The sequence below is a fragment of the Salinimicrobium gaetbulicola genome (assembly GCF_042676025.1).
Taxonomy (GTDB): Bacteria; Bacteroidota; Bacteroidia; order Flavobacteriales; family Flavobacteriaceae; genus Salinimicrobium; species Salinimicrobium gaetbulicola.
Genome location: NZ_JBHTJP010000032.1, coordinates 245,488 through 267,672 on the forward strand (window position 1 = coordinate 245,488; position 22,185 = coordinate 267,672).

The window sequence follows — 22,185 nt, forward strand, 5'->3', positions numbered from 1 at the left end:
ATGTTTAAATGGAAAAAGGCCTGTTTGATTACGGGCCTGTTTTACTTTTTATTTTTTTCAGCAGCCTCCCAGAATAGGGAACGGGTCAATGAGCTTATTAATCAAATTTCTTCGGATAATGATCTGGAAGAATTAGTTATCCTGAAAGAAAAAACAGAAAAAGAGGTCAATCCTGACTTAAGACTTGAATATGCGGAATTACTGATTAAAAAAGCCGCTGAAGATTCACTGTTGAATTTCCTTCACAGCGGATATTTACAGAAAGGGAATGCCCTTCAGTTAAAAGGTGATTATGCCAAAGCGCTTGAAGCCTTCTTTCAAAGCCTGGAATTAGCTTACAAGATAGGTGAGCCTAAAGGAATTGGGGCCTTGATGGTATCCATTGCCGATACTTATAATATGTCGGGAAATTCTACGACCTCACAACAATATTATAAGAAAGCAATAGGCATATTACGCACCACAAATGATTCAGTCACCTTAGCTTCAGGCTTATTAAATGCGGGTGATGCTGCTTTTACTAATAAAGATTATGCGAAGGCTTTAGAATATTTTGAAGAATCGGGCCTGATTTTTAAAGAGATAAATTATCCATTGGGAATTGCATACAATTTAGGCAATGTGGGAATGGTGTATGCAGAGCAGGGAAAACATGAATTGGCGAAAAATAATATAAATGAATCCATAGCAATCCTGGAGGAACTAAAAGATTATTACCCCATCTCTGTTTTTCTAAGATATATGGCAGATATCTACGCGAAACAAAATGATTTACCAACCTCATTTTCTTATGCTGAACGCAGTTTGGATTTGGCCATCTCTAATGGTTTGAAAGATCAAATAAGTGAATCAAATCTGCTTTTGGCAAATCTTAGTTCACAGGCAGGAAATTATGAGAAAGCCTACAACTTTTTCAAAGACCATATCACATATAGAGACAGTATAACAAATGTGCAAACTGTCCAGCAAATGGCCGAATTACGTGCTGATTCTGAAGTGTCCCAGAAACAGGCAGAAGTAGACTTACTGGCACAGCAAAAAAGAACACAAAATATAATAGTATTGGCCATTGCAGTAGCCTTATTTCTTCTTTCACTTATTGCCCTGGGATTATATCGGCGTAATAAATTTGTAAATAGGACCAAGAGAGTTATTGAAAAGGAAAAAAAACGCTCAGATCTTTTACTAAGGAATATTCTTCCGGAAGAGACCGCTCAGGAATTAAAAGAATATGGAAAGGTAAAATCGAAAAGATTTGAATCTGTCACAGTCTTGTTCACTGATTTTAAGGATTTCACCATGTATGCCGAGACCGCAACTCCCGAAGAATTGGTAGAAAGTGTGGATTACTATTTTTCCAATTTTGATGATATTATAGATAAATATGGATTGGAAAAGATAAAAACCGTTGGGGACGCATATATGTGTGCCGGAGGTTTGCCGTTTCCTATAAGAGATCACGCATTGAATGTAGTACTGGCAGCACTTGAAATGGTAGAATTTGTAAGCCGTGCCAAACAAAATGTGGAAAGAAATATTCTAAAATTCGATATAAGAATTGGTATCAGTTCAGGTCCGGTGGTAGCCGGGGTGGTTGGGAAAAAGAAATTCGTGTATGATATCTGGGGTGACACTGTAAATATTGCCTCACGAATGGAATCAAATTGTGGTACCGGGCGGGTCAATATTTCAGAAAACACATTTGAATTAATTAGGGATCATTGTCAATGTGATTATCGAGGAGAAATAAAAGCTAAGAATAAAGGAATGATGAAGATGTATTATGTTAGTGGGATTGAAATAAAAAAGGATGAAAGCCATAGTATCCAAAGCCCAATAACGGCATGAAAGTTAATGTATACCCGGACACCCCTCAGGAGACTCTGGGACCAATAGGCCGGTCCCTTTAATTAAAAGACCTTTTTAGAGACCTTCTTTTAATACCAAAAACTACTTCAATTTTTATTTTTCTATTCTCAAAAATTCCCCTCAAAATGAAATGTAATACCCTTGGCCAAAAATGATCCTGAAATTGCCTGTAGATTGCATTTTAGCGGAAATGTTTAATAAATAGGATTTATAGCTACCTTTAATGATAATGGAATTTTATTAAAAATTAATAAATCAAAGGATCAGGTTATATGCTAAAAAATGTTTTATTGGAACGCGAAATATACGCATCAGAAGAACATAAAATGATGCAAAAGATGATCCGGGATTTCATCAATAATGAGATCCTGGATCAAACAGAAGAATGGGAAAAAAACGGTATGGTTAACCGAGAAATCTGGTTGCGAGCCGGAGAATTGGGTTTGCTATGTATCGATATGCCTGAGGCCTATGGCGGCGGTGGTTTGGATTTCAGTTTTAGCGCTTTGTTCATTGAAGAACTGGCGAAAAAGGGAGTTACAGGACCAGGTTTTTCATTACATTCAGATGTTGTTGCTCCATATATCTTAAAGTATGGTACAGAAGCTCAGAAGCAAAAGTATCTACCTGCCATGGCTGCCGGAGAGATGATTACTTCCCTTGGTATGACGGAGCCAAACTGTGGTAGTGATCTTCAGGCTATCACAACAGCGGCAGTAGACAAGGGTGATCATTATTTGGTGAATGGACAGAAAACCTTCATCACAAATGGTTATATGAGTGATATGTCAATAGTAGCTGTCAAAATCGGGAAAGGAACAGAGAAAGAAGGCGTGTCTTTATTAATAATAGAAAGTGATTCTGAAGGTTTTGAAAAGGGAAAACCCCTCAAAAAAATAGGGATGAAAGCCCAGGATACCAGTGAATTGTTTTTCGATAATGTAAAAGTTCCGAAAGAAAATTTATTAGGAGAAGAAGGATCCGGTTTTAAAATTATGATGAAAGAATTGGCCAGGGAGCGTTTAATCGTTGCGCTGAATGCTATTGGGGGTGCAGAAGGAGCTATAGAAAATACGGTTGAATACACTTCTACACGAACCGCTTTTAAACAACCGATAGCCGGTTTCCAAAACACACAATTTAAACTTGCCGAATGTGCTACACAATTACAGCTTCACCAGGCCTTTTTAGATCGCTGTACATTGTTATTATCAGAACATCAACTAACTGCCGAAAGTGCTTCAATGGCGAAATATTCAGCAACAGAAATGCACAGTAAGGTAGTAGATGAATGCTTACAGCTATTTGGAGGTTATGGTTATATGTGGGATTATCCAATTGCCCGAATGTATGCAGATAACAGAGTTGCCAGAATTTATGCCGGAAGCAATGAAATAATGAAGTTGTTGATTGCCCGCGGTTTGTTCAAAGAATTGTTTCAACAAATGAAAGCTAATAGAAAAAAATAAAGCAGGAATTAAACTACTTGTACATTTAATTCTGCATAACCACGTAACGTAGATCTAAGAAGACTATATCTATATTTATGTAAATGAGAACAGAAATTGTTCTAATCACCATTTTACTATATATCATGTTTGCACTATAATTTATATTATGTAAAATAGAATATTTAAGAAAACACCCACCACCGATAAGATTACCTTTGCAAACAGAATTCTATAACCTCCCTTCCCGGGTATATTTGCTCAAAATAAAATTCTTTTCAAGAATAATCCATTCTAAAGAATCATACCTGTGTAAAATAAGCTCAAAGAATATGAATTCTATTTCTTATTCTCTGGTAAGCTTCTCACAATACCTCTATATGAAATTGAATTACGGGCAGAACTGTTTACGCTGGTATTCGCGTTCCCATTTGAAAAAAGGACAATCCTGAAATCAAAACTCTCATTATCCTTAGACACTTTAAATTCAATATTAATTCTTTCTTTGACAGGATCTTCTTGAATATCCAGGTCTTCTACAGTTCCCTCATATTTAATTCCACCATCACGTCCTCCATAATCAACTCCGGAATGCTTAACACCAAAATACGGGAGATATATTTTGATACTGTCGGCTTCAAACCGAATTCGGTTCGTATTACCAATCAGATCGATCATACTTCCATTCAAAGGCACAGCCCATTGGTTCTCAATTTCATAGTCCCCTGAATTAACCAGGGCTTTCAGCTCTTCAAAATTATCAGGAGACTCCCCTCTCAAGTTTTGTTGTGTAGCGCAGGAGATGGTTAAAACCAACAGTATAATAGACAATAACCCGCTGTATTTCAGCCACTCACACCTTTTCATTCTGAGCCTTATCATAACTTTTAATTTTCTAATTAAGATACAAAATATCAAAAAGACATAAAACTATTTGATTTATACAGGATATTAAATCCTTCATAAACATAAACTCCACAAGCCTGTTTCTCTTTAAAAATTGTAATTTCAATAAAAACTAATTTTATGGCAGCAGGTGGATCTAACATTGCAATTTATGGAGCAATAGGAGCAAATACTTTAATCGCGATTAGTAAATTCATCGCAGCAAGTTTTACGGGCAGTTCTGCTATGATGGCTGAGGGAATTCACTCTTTGGTTGATACCGGGAACGGTCTACTGCTCCTACTGGGTATAAAGAGATCTAAACAAAAGCCTGACAAAATGCACCCTTTTGGATATGGTAAGGAGGTATATTTTTGGAGTTTTGTTGTTAGTGTGCTGATCTTCGCACTCGGTGGTGGATTTGCCTTATATGAAGGTATTCACGCTATACAGGATCCTCACGTGATCCAGGATCCGACCTGGAACTATGCTGTTTTAACCGCTGCCATTCTTTTTGAAGGAACCGCTTTATATCTTGCCCTGAAAGCCTTCAATAAATCAAGAAAAAATAAACGTAACCTGGTTCGGAATATTATAAAAAGTAAGGATGCGGCTACTTTTGCCGTTATTATTGAAGATACCGCTGCGTTAATGGGACTTGCCATAGCCTTATTAGGGGTGTTCCTTTCTCAGCAACTTAATAATCCGTATATAGACGGTATGGCTTCTGTAGTAATTGGCCTATTGCTTCTAAGCGTAGCAACTTTCCTAGCCAGAGAAAGTAAGGGATTATTACTGGGTGAAAGTGCTACTCCCGAGACCATATCTGAAATAGAAAAGATCCTTTCAAAGAACATAAATATTAAGGATTGGAATTTGCCTCAAACAATGCATTTTGGACCCAATAATATTCTTCTTGTTGTTGAGATAGACCTTATAGATAATCTAAACCTGGAACAGGCTGAAAGAACCATGGAGAGTTTGCGTTTAGAAATAAAACATAAACATCCTAAGATACAGCAGGTTTATATACAAACCACAGATCTCGCAGTCTAAAAAAGGCCGGTAATTACCGGCCTTTGATACTTCAAAATTACTTTATTTGTTCCCGTTCGTTTCCGGTAACTGTATTCTTGTCAACAGCATTGACTTCTTTATTCTTTAATTGTTCTTTGAATTCATTGATAATCCCACCTTTTAAAAGAATCTGTATTTGCCGGTCACTTAAGGAATGCTTTGTTTCGATTTCTATACATTTCTTAGGATCATCTTTCTTTTGAATGAGCACTTTTATATTATTTCGGTTAGTTATATCTTCTCTTAAGTTCTTAAAGTGCACCTCGTCCCCTTGATCTATTTTCTCATAATCAGCAATATCTATGAACTCCAATGGTAAAATTCCGAAGTTTACAAGGTTCTGCCAGGCGATCCTCGCATAAGAATTTGCGATAACCGCTACCTGTCCCAGGTATTTTGGTGCTAAAGCCGCATGTTCCCTACTTGAACCCTGCGCATAATTATCTTTTGCAACCACAATATGACCACCGTAATTATCTTTCGCCTTTTGAGCCCTGTCATAAAAAGAATCATCAATTACGGAAAAAGAGAATTTACTGATCTCGGGAAGGTTACTTCTGAAAGGTAGTACCTCTGCTCCTGCTCTCAGGATCTCATCGGTAGAAATATTATCTCCCATTTTTAAAAGTACGGGTACATCGTAACAATCATGGAGCGGATCAATATATGGCAATGATTTGATGTTTGGTCCCTTTTTTAATTCTACTTTAGAACCATCCTCTGGCGGTTTAACTAACATCATGGAATTAATGAGTTCGGTTTCAGGATACTCATATTTTGGATACTTCATATCATACAGTTTCTCAAGATCTCTGGGATCAGTGATCTTCCCTGTTAATGCTGAAGCAGCTGCCGTCTCTGGACTACATAGGTAAACCTGGTCATCTTCTGTACCCGACCTACTTGGAAAATTACGTGGCATGGTCCTTAAACTGATGGTATCTGATGCCGGAGCCTGTCCCATTCCTATACATCCCATACATCCGGATTGGTGAAAACGAGCTCCCGCAGTGATCAGGTTTGCAAATGCTTTATTGGCGATCAAATTTTGAATAACCTGGCGTGAAGTTGGGTTAATATCAAAAGACACTTCTTCTTTAGTAGCTTTCCCTTCTACGATAGCACCGGCTATCCAAAAATCCCTTACTCCGGGGTTGGCAGATGATCCAATCACAACCTGCCCTATTTCCTTTCCGGCGACTTCACTTACAGGAACTACATTTCCCGGGCTGGTTGGTAAGGCTATTAAAGGAACCAGATCATCCAGAATTATTTCATCTTCCAGATCATAGGAACAGCCTTCATCTGCTAATAATTCCGTCCAATCTTCTTCTCTTTTCTGACTTTTGAGAAATTTCCGGGTTTCTTCATCACTGGGGAAAACGGTTGAAGTGGCACCAAGTTCGGCTCCCATGTTGGCAATAACATGTCTGTCCATAGCGCTCAATTCCTTTAATCCGGGGCCATAATATTCAATGACCTTCCCTACTCCTCCTTTTACGTCATATCGCCGAAGCATCTCCAGGATCACATCTTTTGCGCTTACCCAATCAGGTAACTTTCCGGTAAGTTTAACTCCCATAACCTGTGGCATTTTCACAAAATAAGGTTGTCCTGCGATTGCTGCAGCCACGTCCAAACCACCGGTACCAATGGCTAGCATTCCCAGGGAACCGGCTGCCGGGGTATGACTATCTGAACCAACCATGGTTTTTCCGGGTTTCCCAAAACGCTCCATATGTACCGGGTGACTTACTCCGTTTCCTGGTCGACTGTACCACAGTCCGAAGCGTTGTGAAGCCGATAATAAAAATGCGTGATCATCGGCATTTTTAAAATCTGTTTGCAACAGGTTATGATCTACATATTGTACAGCCACTTCTGTCTTAGCTTTGTCAAGGCCCATTGCTTCCAGTTCCAATTGAACAAGGGTTCCTGTAGCATCCTGAAGCAACGCCTGGTCTATCTTGATCCCTATTTCTTTTCCGGGAACCATCTCCCCGCTCAATAAATGCTCTTTTATTAATTTCTGAGTTACGTTTAATTGTGACATCTTATGTTATTTGTTTTCAATAATTTATCAAAATTCAGACAGAATGCAGGTTGGTTTAACAATATCTTAGCCTAATTTAAAATGGAAACTTCTAATTTCAGGACACTAACCAATTTCAAGGAGATCTATGACCATAATTAAAAAACGAGCTATCCTTGGCGGATCCATTTCGGCTGTTATAATGTGGGCGGGAACTTTTATTTTAGGTGAGGTTTCAGGATATGAAGCAAGAGCCTTGTTATCCTCTTCCTTGTCTGGAGTTAATATGCTTTGTAACACCATTATTCTGGGCTCCTCAACCATTTTGGCCTTAATGCTTACCTTAATAAGTTTAAGCCGGTCTGCGGAATCAAAACTTTCCAAAGCACATTACAAGCACGTTCTTATGGTAGCCCGAACAGATACGGTCCTGATCATCGCTACGGTCATTACTTTTTTATTGTTGAATTTACCTATAACAGAGTCTAAAGAACTGCCTGCCTCCTGGTTTTCAACCATCTATTATATTAGCCTTGGTATGGCTGCACTTCTTGGTGGAGCATTTATAACGGTGATAACTTTACTATACGGTACCATCGAAAATGTCATTCAGATCATTGGTTTTAGAAGAACAGATCACCCTTTGGTAGAACAGGATGACAAACAAAATGATTCTGAAGAACCGGAACCCAGGGATGCATCGAAAAGATTTAAATAAAAAAAGGACTATCCGAAAAGCAATTTCCTGGCCGCTGGCCGGGGTTCTCCTCAAACATTTCCGAAGAAACTAAAAGACCGAAGTCAACGCGAAATTACTTCAGGGATAATCCTGTTCGTATATCCATTAAAATACCCGGAAATATTATTTACAGGTTTCCGGAGATTTTAAAAGAAAAAAGATAGGGGCTTATATCCTGCTGTATTATTTATTATTACCCAACCTCAGAATGAAATCTGTTTGTTCACCCTCTTCCAGGTTGAAAACAGGTTTTCCTTTATAAGGAAAAAAGTACCTGAACTCCCTGGTATATGTCCTCCAGGCTTCAGCCAGGCTTGAATTTTTATTTTCGCTGCCGGCATCGGTAAGTTTTACCTTATATCCATCCTCGTCATAAGAAGCACCCGTAGCACTGTTGGCCGCGAATACCATCCCCTCATTAATGTCAGTAAAGATCACGGTATTTTCACCAGAAGCAGATGGAAAATCATCCAATTCTATTGAGAAATGGTCGAAAATCTTGTTTTTAGAGGTAATATCCTTAACCGGGAAACTGGAATCATTTACGTTCATAGGATGTGAGAAGATCGGAGCTCCCCCTGCATCTTCAGAAATTGTCTTGAGAGTATCATAAGTATTTCTCATGGCCTCCTTGTTGGTGACTAGGATAGCGTTGATCTTATAGCCTTCTTCCACGAGATGTTTCACTCCTTTTTGCGCCCCTTTTCCAACGGTGTCAATCAATATAAAGTCTTTTCCATTCAGGTGCCTGATAGCATAGCCCTGCGCACCATTTTCCATTTTAATAATGAATGTATCGGAGATCATCTTCAAGAACTTCCCTTCTTCTCCTTGTTGAATAAATTCGGCCGACTGGCTGCTTATTACTTCTTTCTTATCTACTGACTTCATGTAATGTGATTTTTCGGTTCAAATTAAATATACGACCACCCCAAAACCTGCCCAAAGCTTTTAGGAGTGTTTAACCTGTATTTAGGAGATTCTTAACGACACCGAAAAACCACTGTATCTCCCGTGGTCACTGAAAGAAAAATCTGTGAAGAAAGATTTGTTTTTGTACTGTATATAAGGGATCCCAAGCTTGTTGCTATGAAATGAAAGTTTTGAATAGTGAACTGAAAAATGATCGCTGATTTGTTTAAGAAGTTGCTTTTTAGCTCCTTCGGAAGGACCTTCAAAAAGCACATTTTGAAGAGGTGTCTTATTGTCTTTTGCTGCCGTAGTATGAATGTATTCTGAAGTGATCAAGGAAGAAGTAAAATAGTTTTTACCATTGATATTCACTTCACCGGAAGCTGAAAATTTGGTAAGGGAGGTAAGCTTGCATTTTTGCCGAAGCCAATTCAAAATAGGCGGATGCCCATATAAGCGTTGATGAGCCTTGTAGGCCGCTTCTTTAAAACTCCACAGCAACCAAACCATCTGACCGCTGTTTTGAGCTGTAAGGACCATAACTTGTTCTTCCCTTGAAAACACCTTTTCGAGGAATCCTTTTCGTTCCCAGTTACTTTCGCGACCGGCTAAGGAAAGATCAATTATGTCATTACCTATCACTCTCCTCCTGCTTAGATTTTATAATATTAACCGCATCGTCTACCGTGACCATTTTGTCCATAGAGTCATTATCAATAGCTATATTGAATTCATCTTCTACATCCAGGACGATATCTACCAGGTGAGCCGAATTGATCTCAAGGTCCTTGATGAAATTCGTGTTTCCATCAAAATCCTGTAAAGCGAGGTCATTTTGAACGTATGGTTGAACGATCTTTTTCAAACAATAAATAATTTCTCTTGTTTCCATGTATTAATTTGATTTAAAGGGCTATTAAAGATACTATTCAAATTTTCTAAATACAACTACCGCGTTCACATCACCAAATCCAAAACTCGCTTTCACTACGGTATTGACACTTCGCTCTAATGAAGTCACCGGAACTTTTTCTCTGGTGATCACTTTTTCAATTTCAGGATGAAGATCTTCACAGTTAAGATTCCCGAAAATGAAATTCTTATTGATCTGTAGTACCGAAGCTACACACTCTATACTTCCGGAAGCACTAAGGCAGTGACCTGTCAGACTTTTTAAACTATTTATAACAGGAAATTCGTGTCCTTTTAAATCCAAAGCCTTGCTCCAATTCATTATTTCGGTGGGATCCATTTGGGTGGCTGTCAAATGACCGTTAATAGTTTCAATTTCTGAAGGCTTTATTCCCGAATCCTGAACAGCTTTTGTTATGCAATTTCTAACCCCTTCTGAATTTGGTGCCGTCATACTCCCACCCTGCCGTTGCCCGCCACTATTGAGGTGTCCTCCCAGGACTTCGGCATAGATCTTGGCTCCTCTTTTCTGAGCAGATTCCAGGTCTTCCAAAACCATTGCTCCTGCTCCACTTCCAGGCACAAATCCGGCGGCCGAAGCACTCATTGGTCTGGAACCAGCTCCTGGGTTTTCATTATATTGATGCGGAAGGATCCTCAAAGCTTCAAAACCACCCCATACATAAGGCCCGCTGTCACTACAACTTCCTGAAAGTATCCTGTCAGCCTTTCCTGATTTAATGCGTTCATAGGCCATTAGAACAGCTTCTGTTCCGGTTGTACATGCTGAAGAGTTGGTGGTAACTATATTTCCACAGCCTATTTTAGAATTCAAATAGGCGCTCACCCCGCTGGACATGGTTTGAATAACAGCGGTGCTTCCTAACCTGCGGGTCTTCCCTTCGTCAATTAAATGAATGGCTTCCCTGAATTTTTCTACTCCCAGGGTTCCAGCTCCAAAGATGATCCCACTATCCCAGTCTGTTTCTTCAGTGTCAAGCGGTATTTCTGCATCGCTCCACGCTTCGAGACCGGCCAAAACTCCATAGATTATTCCGGTAGACCGAAGTCCGCGCAATTCCAGGGAAGTAAAACAGTTTTCCAAATGAGCATCGGTTATTTGGGGCTCCCCGGCAATCTGGCAGCTAAAGTTCAGTGCCTTCAGCCCGGGCTGGAATTTAATTCCGCTAATACCATTCCGCAGGGAATTTTCAAACTCGGAAAGCCCCACCCCATTAGGTGCTGCCACGCCCATCCCTGTTATCACTACCCTCCTACTCATTGGCCTTTATCATTCCTGAAATTTCACCTTTACATACCAGTTTGCCTTCTTCATTACGCATCTGGACTTTACACTTCAATTTATCGAACCTGAAATACTCTTTTTCTGAAGTTACCGTGACTTTTTCCCCCGGAAAAACGGGGAGAAAAAAATCAATATCCACATTGCTCATGGCAATTTGAAATTTGCCGAGATCCTGTTCCTTCAAAAGATAGATACCCAGAGATACGACCCCTATCTGTGCCATACACTCTGTCAGGATCACCCCGGGCGTTACCGGGTTATCCTTAAAATGACCCTGGTAATAAAAAGAACTTTCAGAAAAAGTATAATGGCCCTTAATTCCATTTTCATGAATTTCTTCCAGGTCATCTACGAACAAAAAGGGATAAGAAAAAGGTAATTTTTGAATGATCTCAGTAGGTTCCATATAAGATCTGGTTTATTTTAAATGTTCCCCGCCATTGACCGGGATCACGGTACCGGTGATCCAACTTGCTTCATCCTTGCTTAATAAATATACTGCGTTCGCTACATCTGCAGGCGTGGTCAATCTTTTAAACGGATTTCTTTTAATGGCATGTTCCCTTAAGGTTTCATATCCTGGAATCATTTGAAAGGACCGGGTAACGGTAACCCCGGCCTGGATGCAGTTCGCCCTGATACCTTTGGGAGCAAACTCCAGGGCTATACTGCGAGTGATAGCTTCTAAAGCAACTTTTGCAGCAGAAACGGCCGCGTAATCCTTCCATGCCTTTGTATTCCCTTCACTGGTAAAAGAAAGTATTCTTGCATCTTTTGCGAACAACTCCTCGTTATAGATCAATTTGGTCCAGTCATAAAGACTGATTGCCATTGCATCTATTGTTTGCTGAAAATCATCGTTTCTAAGAGTTGGTTCTTTACCTAACATCGATTTTAAATTCCCTTTGGAAATGCTGTGCAAAAGTGTTCTTATTTTCCCTTTTTCGCCCAGAAGGGCTTTAATTTCATGAGCCATTTCCTCTCTTTTATCCTTTCGGGTGGCGTCGACATTAAAAGTGTGGATCTTGACGCCAAGCTCCTTGATCTTGGAAAAAGATTCCTTGATCTCCGGCAGGTCATCTTTGCGATCCCTGTGAACGATAATAATATTCATGCCGTGCGTGGCAAGTTTCTTTGCTGAAGCGAATCCCAGGCCACTACTTCCGCCCAGAATAAGGCCCCAATAATCTGAATTTTCAAAGTCTTTTACCATTCTAACAATATTTTTTGTGCAGAAAATCCGGGCCCAAAGCTTAACATGAGACCTTGTTCTCCTTCCGCAATGTCTTTCTCCAAGAACCGCTCTAGGACATACAGTACCGTCGCGCTGCTCATATTCCCGAATAACCGAAGGATTTCCTTCGTATCATCTATATTCTTTCCTAAGTTACCAAAAAGATCCTCAACAGTTTGCACTATTTTCTTTCCGCCGGGATGAAAGATCAAATGCTGGAGCTTTTCAATACTACTGCCGTGTTCTTTGAGGAAAGGATGGACGATGTGTGGAAAATGATCTGCTATGGTTTGTGGGACTTCAGGAGCCAGCACCATTTTTAAACCGGAATTGGAAAGTTCAAACCCCATCATATTTTCGGAATTAAAAAAATGATACATGCCTTCTCCTATTATTTCGGGCCCTGGGGCATCTTCTTCCGAAGAAAGCAACACACAGGCCGCGCCGTCACCAAAAATAGCAGCACTCACCATATTGGCCATAGAAAAATCATTCAGTTGTAAGGTAGCGGTAGGGCTTTCTACAGCGATAACTGCAGCACGTTTACCTATTTCGGTTTTCAGGAATCGGTTAGCATAGATCATTCCTGAAATTCCTGCAGCGCATCCCATTTCAGTTACAGGTAATCTCACTATATCCTGTCGCATTTCAAGGGAGTTAACAAGGTAAGCATCTAAAGAAGGGATCATGATCCCTGTGCAACTAACAGTGATAATATAATCTATAGAATCTGCTTCCCAACCGGCCTTATTTAGTGCTTTTTGAAGTACCTTTTTGCCCAATTTCTTAACCTCCCTGGAATAGATCGCGTTTTTTTCTTCAAAAGAAGTAGCTGTAAAAACCTCTTCAGGGTCCATTATTGAATACCTTTTGTCAACCGCGGCTCCCTCAAAAATTTTGACGACCTTTCTTTGAAAACGCTTCTCCTGACCTTCGAGCCAGGTTTCCACATATGGAATCACTTCTGAAGTTTGCCGGGTAAATTTCGGGTTTTGGGTGGCTACAGTATTAACTTTTACACTCATACGATCATTCTATTTTAAAAGTATCCATTGGTATCTAAAAGCCCATTTCCAGGTGATCATTTGATCCCGTACATTGAGATCTCTACCGTATTCTATAAGATCCTTTTTCTTAAAGCTTCTAAGAATAGAAGTAAGTCCGTCTTTCCTGGCGATCTCATTATCAATAAAAACAGTACAGAACGCCTTAAAAAGATAATAAGCGATCCTGGTCCTATGAAGATCGTTGATCACTATTCCCATCATAGCATTTTTCACAAAATTCCGCAGAATCTGTTTTATCTCAGCATCTGTAAAATGATGTAAGGTCAAGTTACATAAAATTAGATCAACTTTTTGAGCCCGAAACTGTTCCGAAAAGATATCTAAAGCCTGAAAGGTTATTTCAGGAAAATCTATTGTATTCTTCCTGGCCAGCTCTACGGCGTGATGATTTGCATCGATCCCTAAAAGCCGCATTTTAATACCATTTTTTCGCCCGTATTCCGCAACTTCTTTTAACAGGCTGCCATTTCCGCAGCCCACATCCATGATCGAAACGGGCTGGGCATAACACGCACTTTTAAGCACCTTCTCTACTCCTTCAAGGGTCACCTTATTTCCACCCAGCCATTTATTCACCTTATCAAGGTCTTCAAGGGTCTTTTTAAGTTCTTTTCCCTGAAGTTCAAAATCATCCATGATCTCGCGTTGGCTACTACGTATTTTGGTGTTCATAGGATTCAATTTATGGCATGACCATGGGTTTGCTTAATGATAGCCGGTAATAAGAACGGCATTTTTGTAATGATTGATTGAGATATTGAGGTGAATGATTCATTTAATAATATCTTCTGAAGCCATTTCCCCACCATCATTCTTCTGTGGAATTGAGTTTTCCAGGCAGCGACATATTCTCTTTCAAGATCTTTTCGATCTGTTTTTAACTGAAGGTGTTTCAGCAAAGATTCAGAAGCGATTTTGGCACTGTGAATAGCCATGGCCATTCCGTTTCCGCATAAAGGATGGATCAACCCTGCGGCATCTCCAAGCATAATTACATGGTCTTCTACCAGGCTCTTTTGACTGAAGCTAACCTGTGCGATCGTCAAAGGTTTGTCAAAAAGATCCTCCGCCTCGGTAAAGAACCTGTCTAAAAAGGGATTTCTCTGGAGTACAGATTCCTTAAAGATTTCGGGGTTTTTGTGTTGTTTAAAGCTTTCATAAGTAGCCAAGTAGCAAACGTTTACTGCCTCGTTCTCTGTTTTTGACAAACCGCAATAACCTCCTTTGAAACTATGTAAGGCTACGAGATATTCGGGAAATGATTCATGATGATAATGGCTTTTAACTGCCACCCACGGGGAAGGTTTTCTAAAGAATTCCCGGCCTAAATCATTATCCAGAACGGCTCTTTTCCCATATGCACCCAAAACATACGACGCCTTATAGGTTCCTTCTGAAGTTTGGATTTCATGAAGGTCATCGTTATAAGAAATTGAATGAACCTTTTCATGTTTGAAAACCACTCCTTGTTCCTTTGCCTTTCTATATAAGATAGTATCCAGTGCATACCTACTGATGCCTAAACCTCCAAGGGCCAGAGAATTTTCTAAGTATTTACCGTTGTGGGTTGAAAAAAAGAGTTTGTCAATCATCTTTGGGTTATGCTCTAAAACCGGAATTTCTAAACTTTCCATATATGGCAACACCTCCCTTGACAAATATTCTCCGCACACCTTGTGATGCGGATAAGTTTCCTTTTCAAAAAGAGTGACAAAAAGATCATTTTTGGCCAAATGTATAGCTGCTGTCAATCCTGCTAATCCACCTCCAATGATTATGACCTCTTTTTGGTTCATCAGTTTTATATTAGGGTACAAAAAAACCCGGCGAACCGGGCTTTAATGATTACCAACAACAACTTATTCTCCAGTTTTTTGTTTAGCTTCTTCGATCAGTTCTTCATTAGCTACGATCGCAAGCTCTACCCTTCTGTTTTTGGCACGGCCTTCAACAGTAGAGTTGTCATATTTCGGCTGGCTTTCACCATACCATTTAGTGGTGATCCTTCCTGAGGAAATACCTTCATTCACCAAAAAGTTGGTCACTGCCTGAGCTCTGTTTTTTGAAAGAGTCAGGTTATAAGCATCACTTCCGGTACTGTCTGTATGACCTTCCACAAGGATATTAGTATTAGGATATTCCTTAAAGATACCTGCTAATTTCAGCAAGGCCTCTCTGGATTGTCCTTCGATATTATACTTTTCGGTGGCGAAATACACACCGCTTTTTTCATCAAAGGTAACGTTGATCCCTTCTCCTACTCTTTCCACTTCAGCTCCCGGGATCTCTTCTTCTATTCTTTGGGCTTGTTTATCCATGCGGTCGCCAATGTAAGCTCCAGCTGCTCCACCAACTACACCGCCAATAATGGCTCCCAGTGCAGTATTACCTTCACCAACCTGGTTACCTACTACTCCACCAACCACGGCTCCTCCGGCAGCTCCAATTACGGCTCCTTTTTGTTTGTTACTTGCATTCTTGGTCGCTTCACAACCAAATAACATGGTTGAAGCAATTAATACGGCAAATATTCTGTTAATCGATGTTCTCATTGTTTTCAATTTATTATTCTATTGTTTATAAAAGTTCATTCTGATTGTAAAGGGCTCTCCTTCAAAAGTTATAGTTTGCTCCCAGACCATCTGGTTTCCATCAAGGTTTGTAAGATTAATTCTGAAACCTTGATCTGTAGCTGATTTATAATCTTCATCTGTTGGTTTCAGCATAAAATCATAGTTTCCTGCTTCAGCGTTCACTTCTTTAATGGACCACCTGAAAAATCTCGTTTCATTTCCGCAGTTCATCCCAGAGAGAACGTATGAACCAGTATTATTATTGGACACAAATTTCCAACTACTGTTTTCAAGACATTCTGAAGAAACATCATTGAACAAAGTCACTTTGAAAGCAGTTTCATTTCCGGGATAAGTAATACTACTTAATACCCAGTCTCCTTTCATCGTGGCATTTGCTTCTTTTACTACTGCGCTGGTACCACAGGAAACCAGGGCTCCCAGCATAAATAACATTAAGGCAATTTTTTTCATTTTTTTGATTTAGGATTTAAAAAAAATCCAATGCCGGTCCTACTTAGTAAAGCCAACATTGGATAAGGTCTTTCTACAATTATCTTCTGAATAGTCGGCTAATTAAGGCTATAACAAGTAGGACAAGGAAAATGTAGAAAATGATCTGTGCAATATCTGCGGCTCCTTCGGCAATTCCACCGAAACCAAAAATGGCCGCAATAATAGCAATGATCAGAAAAATTACGATCAGACGTATCATAATACAAAGTTTTTAGTGATTAGTTACTCTAAATTACATTTCGAGTTTCCGCCAGACAAAAGATTATTAATAATTTAACAATCTTTTTGTAAAGGATTACCAACAACTTTGAATTAGGCTTAAATTTTTCTTAATACTGCAATAAATCCTGTAGAATCGCTGAGAACCGGCTCTTCGGCAAATACCCGTCTTCCAGGGCTTTCGCAAAAGGAACAGGCGTCTCCAAACTTCCCACTCGTTTCACGGGTGCATCAAGATATTCAAAACACTCCTCATTGATCATGGCTGCAATATCTGAACCAATACCACCAAAGACGGAATCCTCCTGAAGAATGATCACTTTTCCGGTCTTTTTGACCGATCTAAACATTGCCTCTTTATCCAGAGGCTGAAGGCTGCGAAGATCCAGTAGATCGGCATCTATTTCAGGATTCTCCTCAAGAGTTTTTAGAGCCCAATGCACGGCTGCCCCAAAACTGATTATGGTAACATCATTTCCCTCCTTCATTAATGCAGCTTTGCCAAAAGGAATGGTAAAATAATTTTCAGGCACTTCCTGACGTATGCTTCTATATAATGCCTTATGTTCAAAAAACAACACCGGATTCGGATCATTGAAAGCGGTGTTCAGCAATCCTTTTGCATCATAAGGAAACGCCGGATAAACCACTTTTAAGCCCGGAGTCTTGGTAAACCAAGCTTCATTAGTTTGGCTATGGAAAGGACCTGCACCTACCCCAGCTCCGCAAGGCATACGTATTACCACATCGGCCTTTTGGTTCCATCGGTAATGCACCTTTGCCAGGTAGTTCACAACTGGATTGAACCCTGAACTAACAAAATCGGCAAACTGCATTTCGACCATAGATTTCATGCCTTTTATAGATAAGCCCATTGCAGTTTCTACGATCGAAGATTCACAAATTGGCGTATTTCTAACTCTCGACTTCCCGAATTCTTCTACAAAACCTTCGGTGATCTTGAAAACTCCTCCATATTCAGCGATATCCTGTCCCATTAAAACAAGGTCTTGATGGCGTTGCATAGATTGTTTCAATCCTTCAGAAATGGCATCAATCATCCTAAGCTCTTTTGAAGTCTCTCCGGGATAAAACTCCTGATATTCAAAAGCATGGTATACGTCACCTAATTCTGTGCTTTCATCGAATTCGATCGAAGCTTCTAAATTCGCTTTTTTCAGGTCTTCATTAATTTCAGTCTTAATTTCCTGTCTGTACGCATCCTCGATCTCTTCGGAAAGTATCCCTTCAGAAAAGAGGAATTGGCGATAATTATCGATGGGATCTTTTTTAGCCCATTCCTCCATGAGCTCATCCGGTACATATTTAGTACCGCTGGCTTCCTCATGACCGCGCATTCTGAAGGTCTTAAATTCGACCAGAACTGGCCGCGGATTTTTTCTCATGTCCTGAGCCAGTTCAGAGATCGTATTGTACACCTCCAAAATGTTATTTCCGTCGATGATCACAGATTCCATTCCGTAGCCTTTAGCGCGATCGGCAATATTTTCACATCTGAATTGTTCTGAAGTTGGCGTGGATAGACCATAGCCATTATTTTCAACACAAAATAACACCGGAAGATCCCAGACAGACGCCACATTCAGAGCTTCATGAAAATCGCCTTCACTGGTACCTCCTTCTCCGGTAAACACAGCGGTGATGTTATTCTCTTTCTTAAGTTTATGCGCAAGGGCAATCCCGTCGGCCACACCCAATTGCGGACCCAAATGGGAGATCATTCCAACGATCTTAAATTCCTGTGTTCCAAAGTGAAAGCTACGATCCCTGCCTTTGGTAAATCCGGAAGCTTTTCCCTGCCATTGGCTAAACAACCTGTAAAGAGGAATATTACGACTTGTGAATACACCCAGGTTTCGGTGCATGGGTAAAATGTATTCTTCCTCTAAAAGGGATTTTGTAACCCCTATAGAGATTGCTTCCTGTCCTATTCCGCTAAACCACTTTGAGATCTTACCCTGCCGCAACAGTACCAGCATTTTCTCTTCGATCATTCTAGGTTTAAGCATGGACCGGTAAAGATCCAGGAGTACTTCAGCATTTAAACCTTTGGTGTTATAAGATATATTTTGAGCTTTTTGAGACATTTCTACTTCCATAAAACAAAAATTTCTTCTTCAAATGTACTTAAAATAGGTTTCCTGTGTATTAAGAAATCCATAATCCGCGCACAACTCTTAAGAAATTATTTAACTTTGCTTTGTAATAAATAAAGCAGTTATGGAAATGAATAATATTCCTAGCGTGAACTTGGCAGATTTTCTGTCTGATGACCCGCAAAGAAAGCAGAAGTTTGTAAATGAAATTGGAAAGGCTTACGAAGAGATAGGTTTTGTAGCTTTGAAAAACCACTTTTTAAGTGATGAACTGGTAGAAGAACTCTATAAAGAAGTAAAAGCCTTTTTTGAACTTCCGTTAGAAGTAAAGGAAAAATACGAGATCGAGGGTCTTGCTGGTCAACGCGGTTATATTTCCTTCGGAAAAGAGCATGCCAAAGGAAAAAAAGAAGGGGACCTTAAGGAATTCTTCCATTTTGGACAGGAGCCTACTGCAGATGCAAATCTAACCGAAGAATATCCTCCAAATGTACATGTAGATGAACTGAAGGATTTCAACCATATTGGAATGGAAGCCTACAGGATGCTTGAAAAGACCGGTATTTATGTGCTTAGAGCTCTTGCTTTATATATTGGAATTGATGAGCACTATTTTGACCATTGGGCCAGTAATGGGAACAGTATCTTGAGACCTATCCACTACCCTCCAATTACCGAAGAGCCTAAAGGTGCCGTACGTGCAGGAGCTCATGGTGACATTAACCTTATTACTCTATTAATGGGAGCTTCTACAGGAGGTCTTCAGGTATTGAGAAAAGATGGGGAATGGATCGATGCTATCCCGCAAGAGGATGAACTGGTGATCAATGTTGGAGACATGTTAGAGCGTCACACAAATAATAAACTCCGCTCTACAATTCACCGAGTAGTGAATCCGCCAAAAGAGCAATGGAGCACCCCAAGGTATTCAATTCCTTTCTTTATGCACCCACGCAGCGAGATGCCGTTGAATTGCCTTGAGGAATGTATTGATGCAGATCACCCAAAAGCATATCCAGATATTACAGCTGGAGAATTCCTTCACCAACGTTTAGTTGAGATAGGGCTTAAAAAATAAGCTTATGGCTAAGAAAAAACTTGGACTTGAAGATCTGGGTGGATTTGTTTTTTCTACAGATAATGATTTCGACCCTGATCAATATTCCGATGGTGACCGACAGGAAACTTTAAAACCTTCGGAACAAAGACTGGAAGCCCATTATAGCTCAAAAGGCCGTGCAGGCAAGACAGTAACCGTGGTTAAAGGTTTTGAAGGAACCGACGACGACCTGAATAGCCTTGGGAAAGAACTCAAGAAAAAATGCGGAGTCGGAGGATCAGTGAAAGACGGTGAGATCATAATTCAGGGCGATGTAAGGGATAAAGTAATGACCTATCTTACAGAAAAAGGATACAACGTAAAACGCGTTGGAGGTTAAACCAACTTACAGTTTATGGAAGAGAAAAACTTATTGCATATCGCCAATGGAGATGACCTGTCTGAAAAAATAGGGGAATTAAACCTTTCCGGTGATATTATCACATGGCGGGAAATGTTATGTGAAGGACCAACTTGCAGAGAAGTTGGCAGTGATGAGTTTTTTGATCTTCGTCAAAAATTTCTGAAATCAAATTACGGTATCTCATCTGAAGAATACCGGGAAAAATTCATTTCAGAACTTAATAAGCTTGCAGCAATCAACACATATGACGAGATCGTTCTCTGGTTTGAGTTCGATCTCTTTTCTCATATGAACATGCTGGCATTGATAGCTTTTTTGGGGCAGCATAAAAAGGATTATCCAATGTCCCTGGTTTGTAGCAGAAAATTAGAAGGAGAACTGGAAATGATTCCACTTTCCGAACTTTCAGAAGAGCACCTGGAAAAACATTACGAAAACAGGATCCCACTTACCGATGAGGACGTGTATACCGCCGAATTCATCTGGGACCTTTACTGCGGTAAGAACCCAAAGAGACTGATTTCGGAAATTACCAAGACCACCAATTTTGAATATCTTGCCAGCAGTATCCGAGCGCATATCGAGAGATTTCCCAATGCGGAAACCGGCCTCAATAGCCTGGAAAGAAATGTTTTGAAATTGATCGATCAGCACCAGATCACCTCTGTTCATCATTTACTGGGCTATGCCCTCAAATACCAGGGGTATTATGGTTATGTGGCTGCACAAATGCAACGCGTGATCGATAAACTCCAGGATTTTTACACCGTAAGTGAAGATGGAGTTATCCTGAACCAGGAGGGGCATAATGCCCTGGAAGGCTCCAAAAATTACTACCAAAAATTAAAAGACCAAGAACACTTGGGGGGCGTTGGGAAATATGATTTCCTGTATGACGCCGCCGGTCATGACCTACTAAAATTATAATATGAATCATTTAGCAGCTTCAGAATTAATTCTGAACGAGGACGGAAGTATCTACCATCTTAATTTACGTCCTGAACAAATAGCCGAAACCGTAATACTTGTCGGCGATCAAAACAGGGTCGATAAGATCACCCAGTATTTTGACACTATAGAACATAAAGTTCAAAAAAGAGAATTCCATACACAAACCGGTACTTACAAGGGAAAGAGGATCAGCGTTCTTTCTACCGGAATTGGAACAGATAATATTGACATTGTATTGAACGAACTTGATGCACTTGTAAATATTGATTTTGAAACCCGCCAGATCAAAGAAGAGAAGACCAGTCTTAATATAATTCGTGTTGGGACATCAGGTTCTATCCAGGAAGATATTCCTGTAGATTCTATCGTGATAAGTAACCTGGGAGTTGGGTTTGATACTGTGATGCATTTCTACCAAAGTGAAGAAATTCAGTTACAGGATTTCAATAAGGCCCTGGAAGAGCACCTTCAAATAAACCCACGAAACAGCAAACCTTATGTGATTGAATCTGATGCTTCATTGGCCTCTCATTTCAATTCTTCTGAAGTTTATGAAGGCTTCACAGGTTCAAATGTTGGATTCTATGCACCGCAAGGCCGGGTGTTGAGATTGCCTCTTTATGACAACTCCATGAAGGACAAGATCAACTCTTTCAGCTTTAAAGGAAAGAGGATCACCAACCTGGAAATGGAAACTTCTGCCATCTACGGACTAAGTAAATTATTGGGTCACAAAGCCTTATCGGTAAACGCTATTATCGCGAACCGTGCTACCGGTAATTTCACTAAGGACGGAGCCAAGGCTGTAGACAACACTATCAAATACACTTTGGAAAAGATCGCCACGTTTTAAAGATTTCATTTA

Annotated in this window: 23 protein-coding genes; 8 read left to right on the top strand and 15 right to left on the bottom strand. The window is 40.0% G+C overall.

The features are described from left to right. Positions 1 to 1,848: an adenylate/guanylate cyclase domain-containing protein gene (locus ACFQ1G_RS02640; protein ID WP_380736721.1), complete on the top strand. Its 1,848-nt coding sequence runs from the start codon at positions 1 to 3 to the stop codon at positions 1,846 to 1,848. A gap of 311 nt (positions 1,849 to 2,159) precedes the next feature. After that, on the top strand, positions 2,160 to 3,338 hold the full coding sequence (locus tag ACFQ1G_RS02645) for an acyl-CoA dehydrogenase family protein (RefSeq protein ID WP_380736722.1): 1,179 nt from the start codon (positions 2,160 to 2,162) through the stop codon (positions 3,336 to 3,338). A gap of 318 nt (positions 3,339 to 3,656) precedes the next feature. Here ACFQ1G_RS02645 and ACFQ1G_RS02650 read toward each other — a convergent pair whose 3' ends face one another. Continuing rightward, positions 3,657 to 4,199, bottom strand: a complete 543-nt coding sequence (locus ACFQ1G_RS02650; RefSeq protein ID WP_380736723.1) for a DUF4251 domain-containing protein — start codon at positions 4,197 to 4,199, stop codon at positions 3,657 to 3,659. A 144-nt stretch (positions 4,200 to 4,343) separates the two neighbouring features. Here ACFQ1G_RS02650 and ACFQ1G_RS02655 point away from each other — a divergent pair, with 144 nt between their 5' ends. Further along, entirely contained in the window at positions 4,344 to 5,258 is a 915-nt protein-coding gene (locus tag ACFQ1G_RS02655) for a cation diffusion facilitator family transporter (RefSeq protein WP_380736724.1), read from the top strand. 37 nt (positions 5,259 to 5,295) lie between these two features. Here the strand turns inward: ACFQ1G_RS02655 and ACFQ1G_RS02660 are convergent, their stop codons facing one another. Continuing rightward, the gene (locus ACFQ1G_RS02660) at positions 5,296 to 7,332 is read right to left on the bottom strand and encodes an aconitate hydratase (protein ID WP_380736725.1); all 2,037 of its coding nucleotides are present in this window, start codon (positions 7,330 to 7,332) and stop codon (positions 5,296 to 5,298) included. A gap of 127 nt (positions 7,333 to 7,459) precedes the next feature. On the opposite strand from ACFQ1G_RS02660, the gene ACFQ1G_RS02665 reads away from it, so the two are divergent. After that, a complete protein-coding gene (locus tag ACFQ1G_RS02665; protein ID WP_380736726.1) occupies positions 7,460 to 8,029 on the top strand; it encodes a hypothetical protein in 570 nt (189 codons plus the stop codon). A gap of 204 nt (positions 8,030 to 8,233) precedes the next feature. On the opposite strand, the gene ACFQ1G_RS02670 is transcribed toward ACFQ1G_RS02665, so the two are convergent. The 13 genes from ACFQ1G_RS02670 to ACFQ1G_RS02730 all read right to left on the bottom strand — a co-directional run bounded on the left by ACFQ1G_RS02670 (position 8,234) and on the right by ACFQ1G_RS02730 (position 18,909). Next, the gene (locus ACFQ1G_RS02670) at positions 8,234 to 8,941 is read right to left on the bottom strand and encodes a hypothetical protein (protein ID WP_380736727.1); all 708 of its coding nucleotides are present in this window, start codon (positions 8,939 to 8,941) and stop codon (positions 8,234 to 8,236) included. Between the two features lie 81 nt (positions 8,942 to 9,022). Next, positions 9,023 to 9,604, bottom strand: coding sequence for a 4'-phosphopantetheinyl transferase family protein (locus tag ACFQ1G_RS02675; protein ID WP_380736728.1), 582 nt, complete (start codon positions 9,602 to 9,604; stop codon positions 9,023 to 9,025). Further along, positions 9,594 to 9,854, bottom strand: a complete 261-nt coding sequence (locus ACFQ1G_RS02680; RefSeq protein ID WP_380736729.1) for a phosphopantetheine-binding protein — start codon at positions 9,852 to 9,854, stop codon at positions 9,594 to 9,596. Before ACFQ1G_RS02680 ends, ACFQ1G_RS02675 begins: the two co-directional genes overlap by 11 nt. A gap of 33 nt (positions 9,855 to 9,887) precedes the next feature. Further along, entirely contained in the window at positions 9,888 to 11,156 is a 1,269-nt protein-coding gene (locus ACFQ1G_RS02685; RefSeq protein WP_380736730.1) for a beta-ketoacyl-[acyl-carrier-protein] synthase family protein, read from the bottom strand. Next, positions 11,149 to 11,586 carry a 3-hydroxyacyl-ACP dehydratase FabZ family protein gene (locus ACFQ1G_RS02690; protein ID WP_380736731.1) on the bottom strand — a complete coding sequence of 146 codons (438 nt, stop codon included), beginning with the start codon at positions 11,584 to 11,586 and terminating at the stop codon, positions 11,149 to 11,151. The genes ACFQ1G_RS02685 and ACFQ1G_RS02690 overlap by 8 nt, the downstream gene beginning before the upstream one ends. Positions 11,587 to 11,598: 12 nt before the next feature. Beyond that, positions 11,599 to 12,393 (bottom strand): enoyl-ACP reductase FabI, encoded by a 795-nt coding sequence (locus ACFQ1G_RS02695; RefSeq protein WP_380736732.1) that lies wholly within the window; start codon positions 12,391 to 12,393, stop codon positions 11,599 to 11,601. Next, positions 12,387 to 13,439 carry a type III polyketide synthase gene (locus ACFQ1G_RS02700; RefSeq protein ID WP_380736733.1) on the bottom strand — a complete coding sequence of 351 codons (1,053 nt, stop codon included), beginning with the start codon at positions 13,437 to 13,439 and terminating at the stop codon, positions 12,387 to 12,389. The genes ACFQ1G_RS02695 and ACFQ1G_RS02700 overlap by 7 nt, the downstream gene beginning before the upstream one ends. 9 nt (positions 13,440 to 13,448) lie before the next feature. Beyond that, on the bottom strand, positions 13,449 to 14,153 hold the full coding sequence (locus tag ACFQ1G_RS02705) for a methyltransferase domain-containing protein (RefSeq protein WP_380736734.1): 705 nt from the start codon (positions 14,151 to 14,153) through the stop codon (positions 13,449 to 13,451). Between the two features lie 5 nt (positions 14,154 to 14,158). Beyond that, the gene (locus tag ACFQ1G_RS02710) at positions 14,159 to 15,277 is read right to left on the bottom strand and encodes an NAD(P)/FAD-dependent oxidoreductase (protein WP_380736735.1); all 1,119 of its coding nucleotides are present in this window, start codon (positions 15,275 to 15,277) and stop codon (positions 14,159 to 14,161) included. A 63-nt stretch (positions 15,278 to 15,340) separates the two neighbouring features. Further along, on the bottom strand, positions 15,341 to 16,033 hold the full coding sequence (locus ACFQ1G_RS02715; RefSeq protein ID WP_380736736.1) for an OmpA family protein: 693 nt from the start codon (positions 16,031 to 16,033) through the stop codon (positions 15,341 to 15,343). A gap of 18 nt (positions 16,034 to 16,051) precedes the next feature. Beyond that, positions 16,052 to 16,528, bottom strand: coding sequence for a lipocalin (locus tag ACFQ1G_RS02720; RefSeq protein ID WP_380736737.1), 477 nt, complete (start codon positions 16,526 to 16,528; stop codon positions 16,052 to 16,054). Positions 16,529 to 16,607: 79 nt separating this feature from the next. After that, positions 16,608 to 16,769 carry a DUF1328 family protein gene (locus ACFQ1G_RS02725; RefSeq protein WP_029033028.1) on the bottom strand — a complete coding sequence of 54 codons (162 nt, stop codon included), beginning with the start codon at positions 16,767 to 16,769 and terminating at the stop codon, positions 16,608 to 16,610. Between the two features lie 130 nt (positions 16,770 to 16,899). After that, positions 16,900 to 18,909 (bottom strand): alpha-ketoacid dehydrogenase subunit alpha/beta, encoded by a 2,010-nt coding sequence (locus ACFQ1G_RS02730; RefSeq protein ID WP_380736738.1) that lies wholly within the window; start codon positions 18,907 to 18,909, stop codon positions 16,900 to 16,902. Between the two features lie 127 nt (positions 18,910 to 19,036). Between ACFQ1G_RS02730 and ACFQ1G_RS02735 the strand changes: the two genes are divergently transcribed. Genes ACFQ1G_RS02735 through ACFQ1G_RS02750 form a run of 4 tightly spaced genes read left to right on the top strand, consistent with a single transcriptional unit; the run spans position 19,037 to position 22,173 of the window. Next, positions 19,037 to 19,984, top strand: coding sequence for an isopenicillin N synthase family dioxygenase (locus ACFQ1G_RS02735; protein WP_380738439.1), 948 nt, complete (start codon positions 19,037 to 19,039; stop codon positions 19,982 to 19,984). 4 nt (positions 19,985 to 19,988) lie between these two features. Then, positions 19,989 to 20,345, top strand: coding sequence for a translation initiation factor (locus ACFQ1G_RS02740; protein ID WP_380736739.1), 357 nt, complete (start codon positions 19,989 to 19,991; stop codon positions 20,343 to 20,345). A 15-nt stretch (positions 20,346 to 20,360) separates the two neighbouring features. Continuing rightward, the gene (locus ACFQ1G_RS02745) at positions 20,361 to 21,296 is read left to right on the top strand and encodes a DUF1835 domain-containing protein (RefSeq protein WP_380736740.1); all 936 of its coding nucleotides are present in this window, start codon (positions 20,361 to 20,363) and stop codon (positions 21,294 to 21,296) included. Between the two features lies 1 nt (position 21,297). Further along, the gene (locus ACFQ1G_RS02750; protein WP_380736741.1) at positions 21,298 to 22,173 is read left to right on the top strand and encodes a nucleoside phosphorylase; all 876 of its coding nucleotides are present in this window, start codon (positions 21,298 to 21,300) and stop codon (positions 22,171 to 22,173) included. The last annotated feature ends 12 nt before the right edge of the window (positions 22,174 to 22,185 follow it).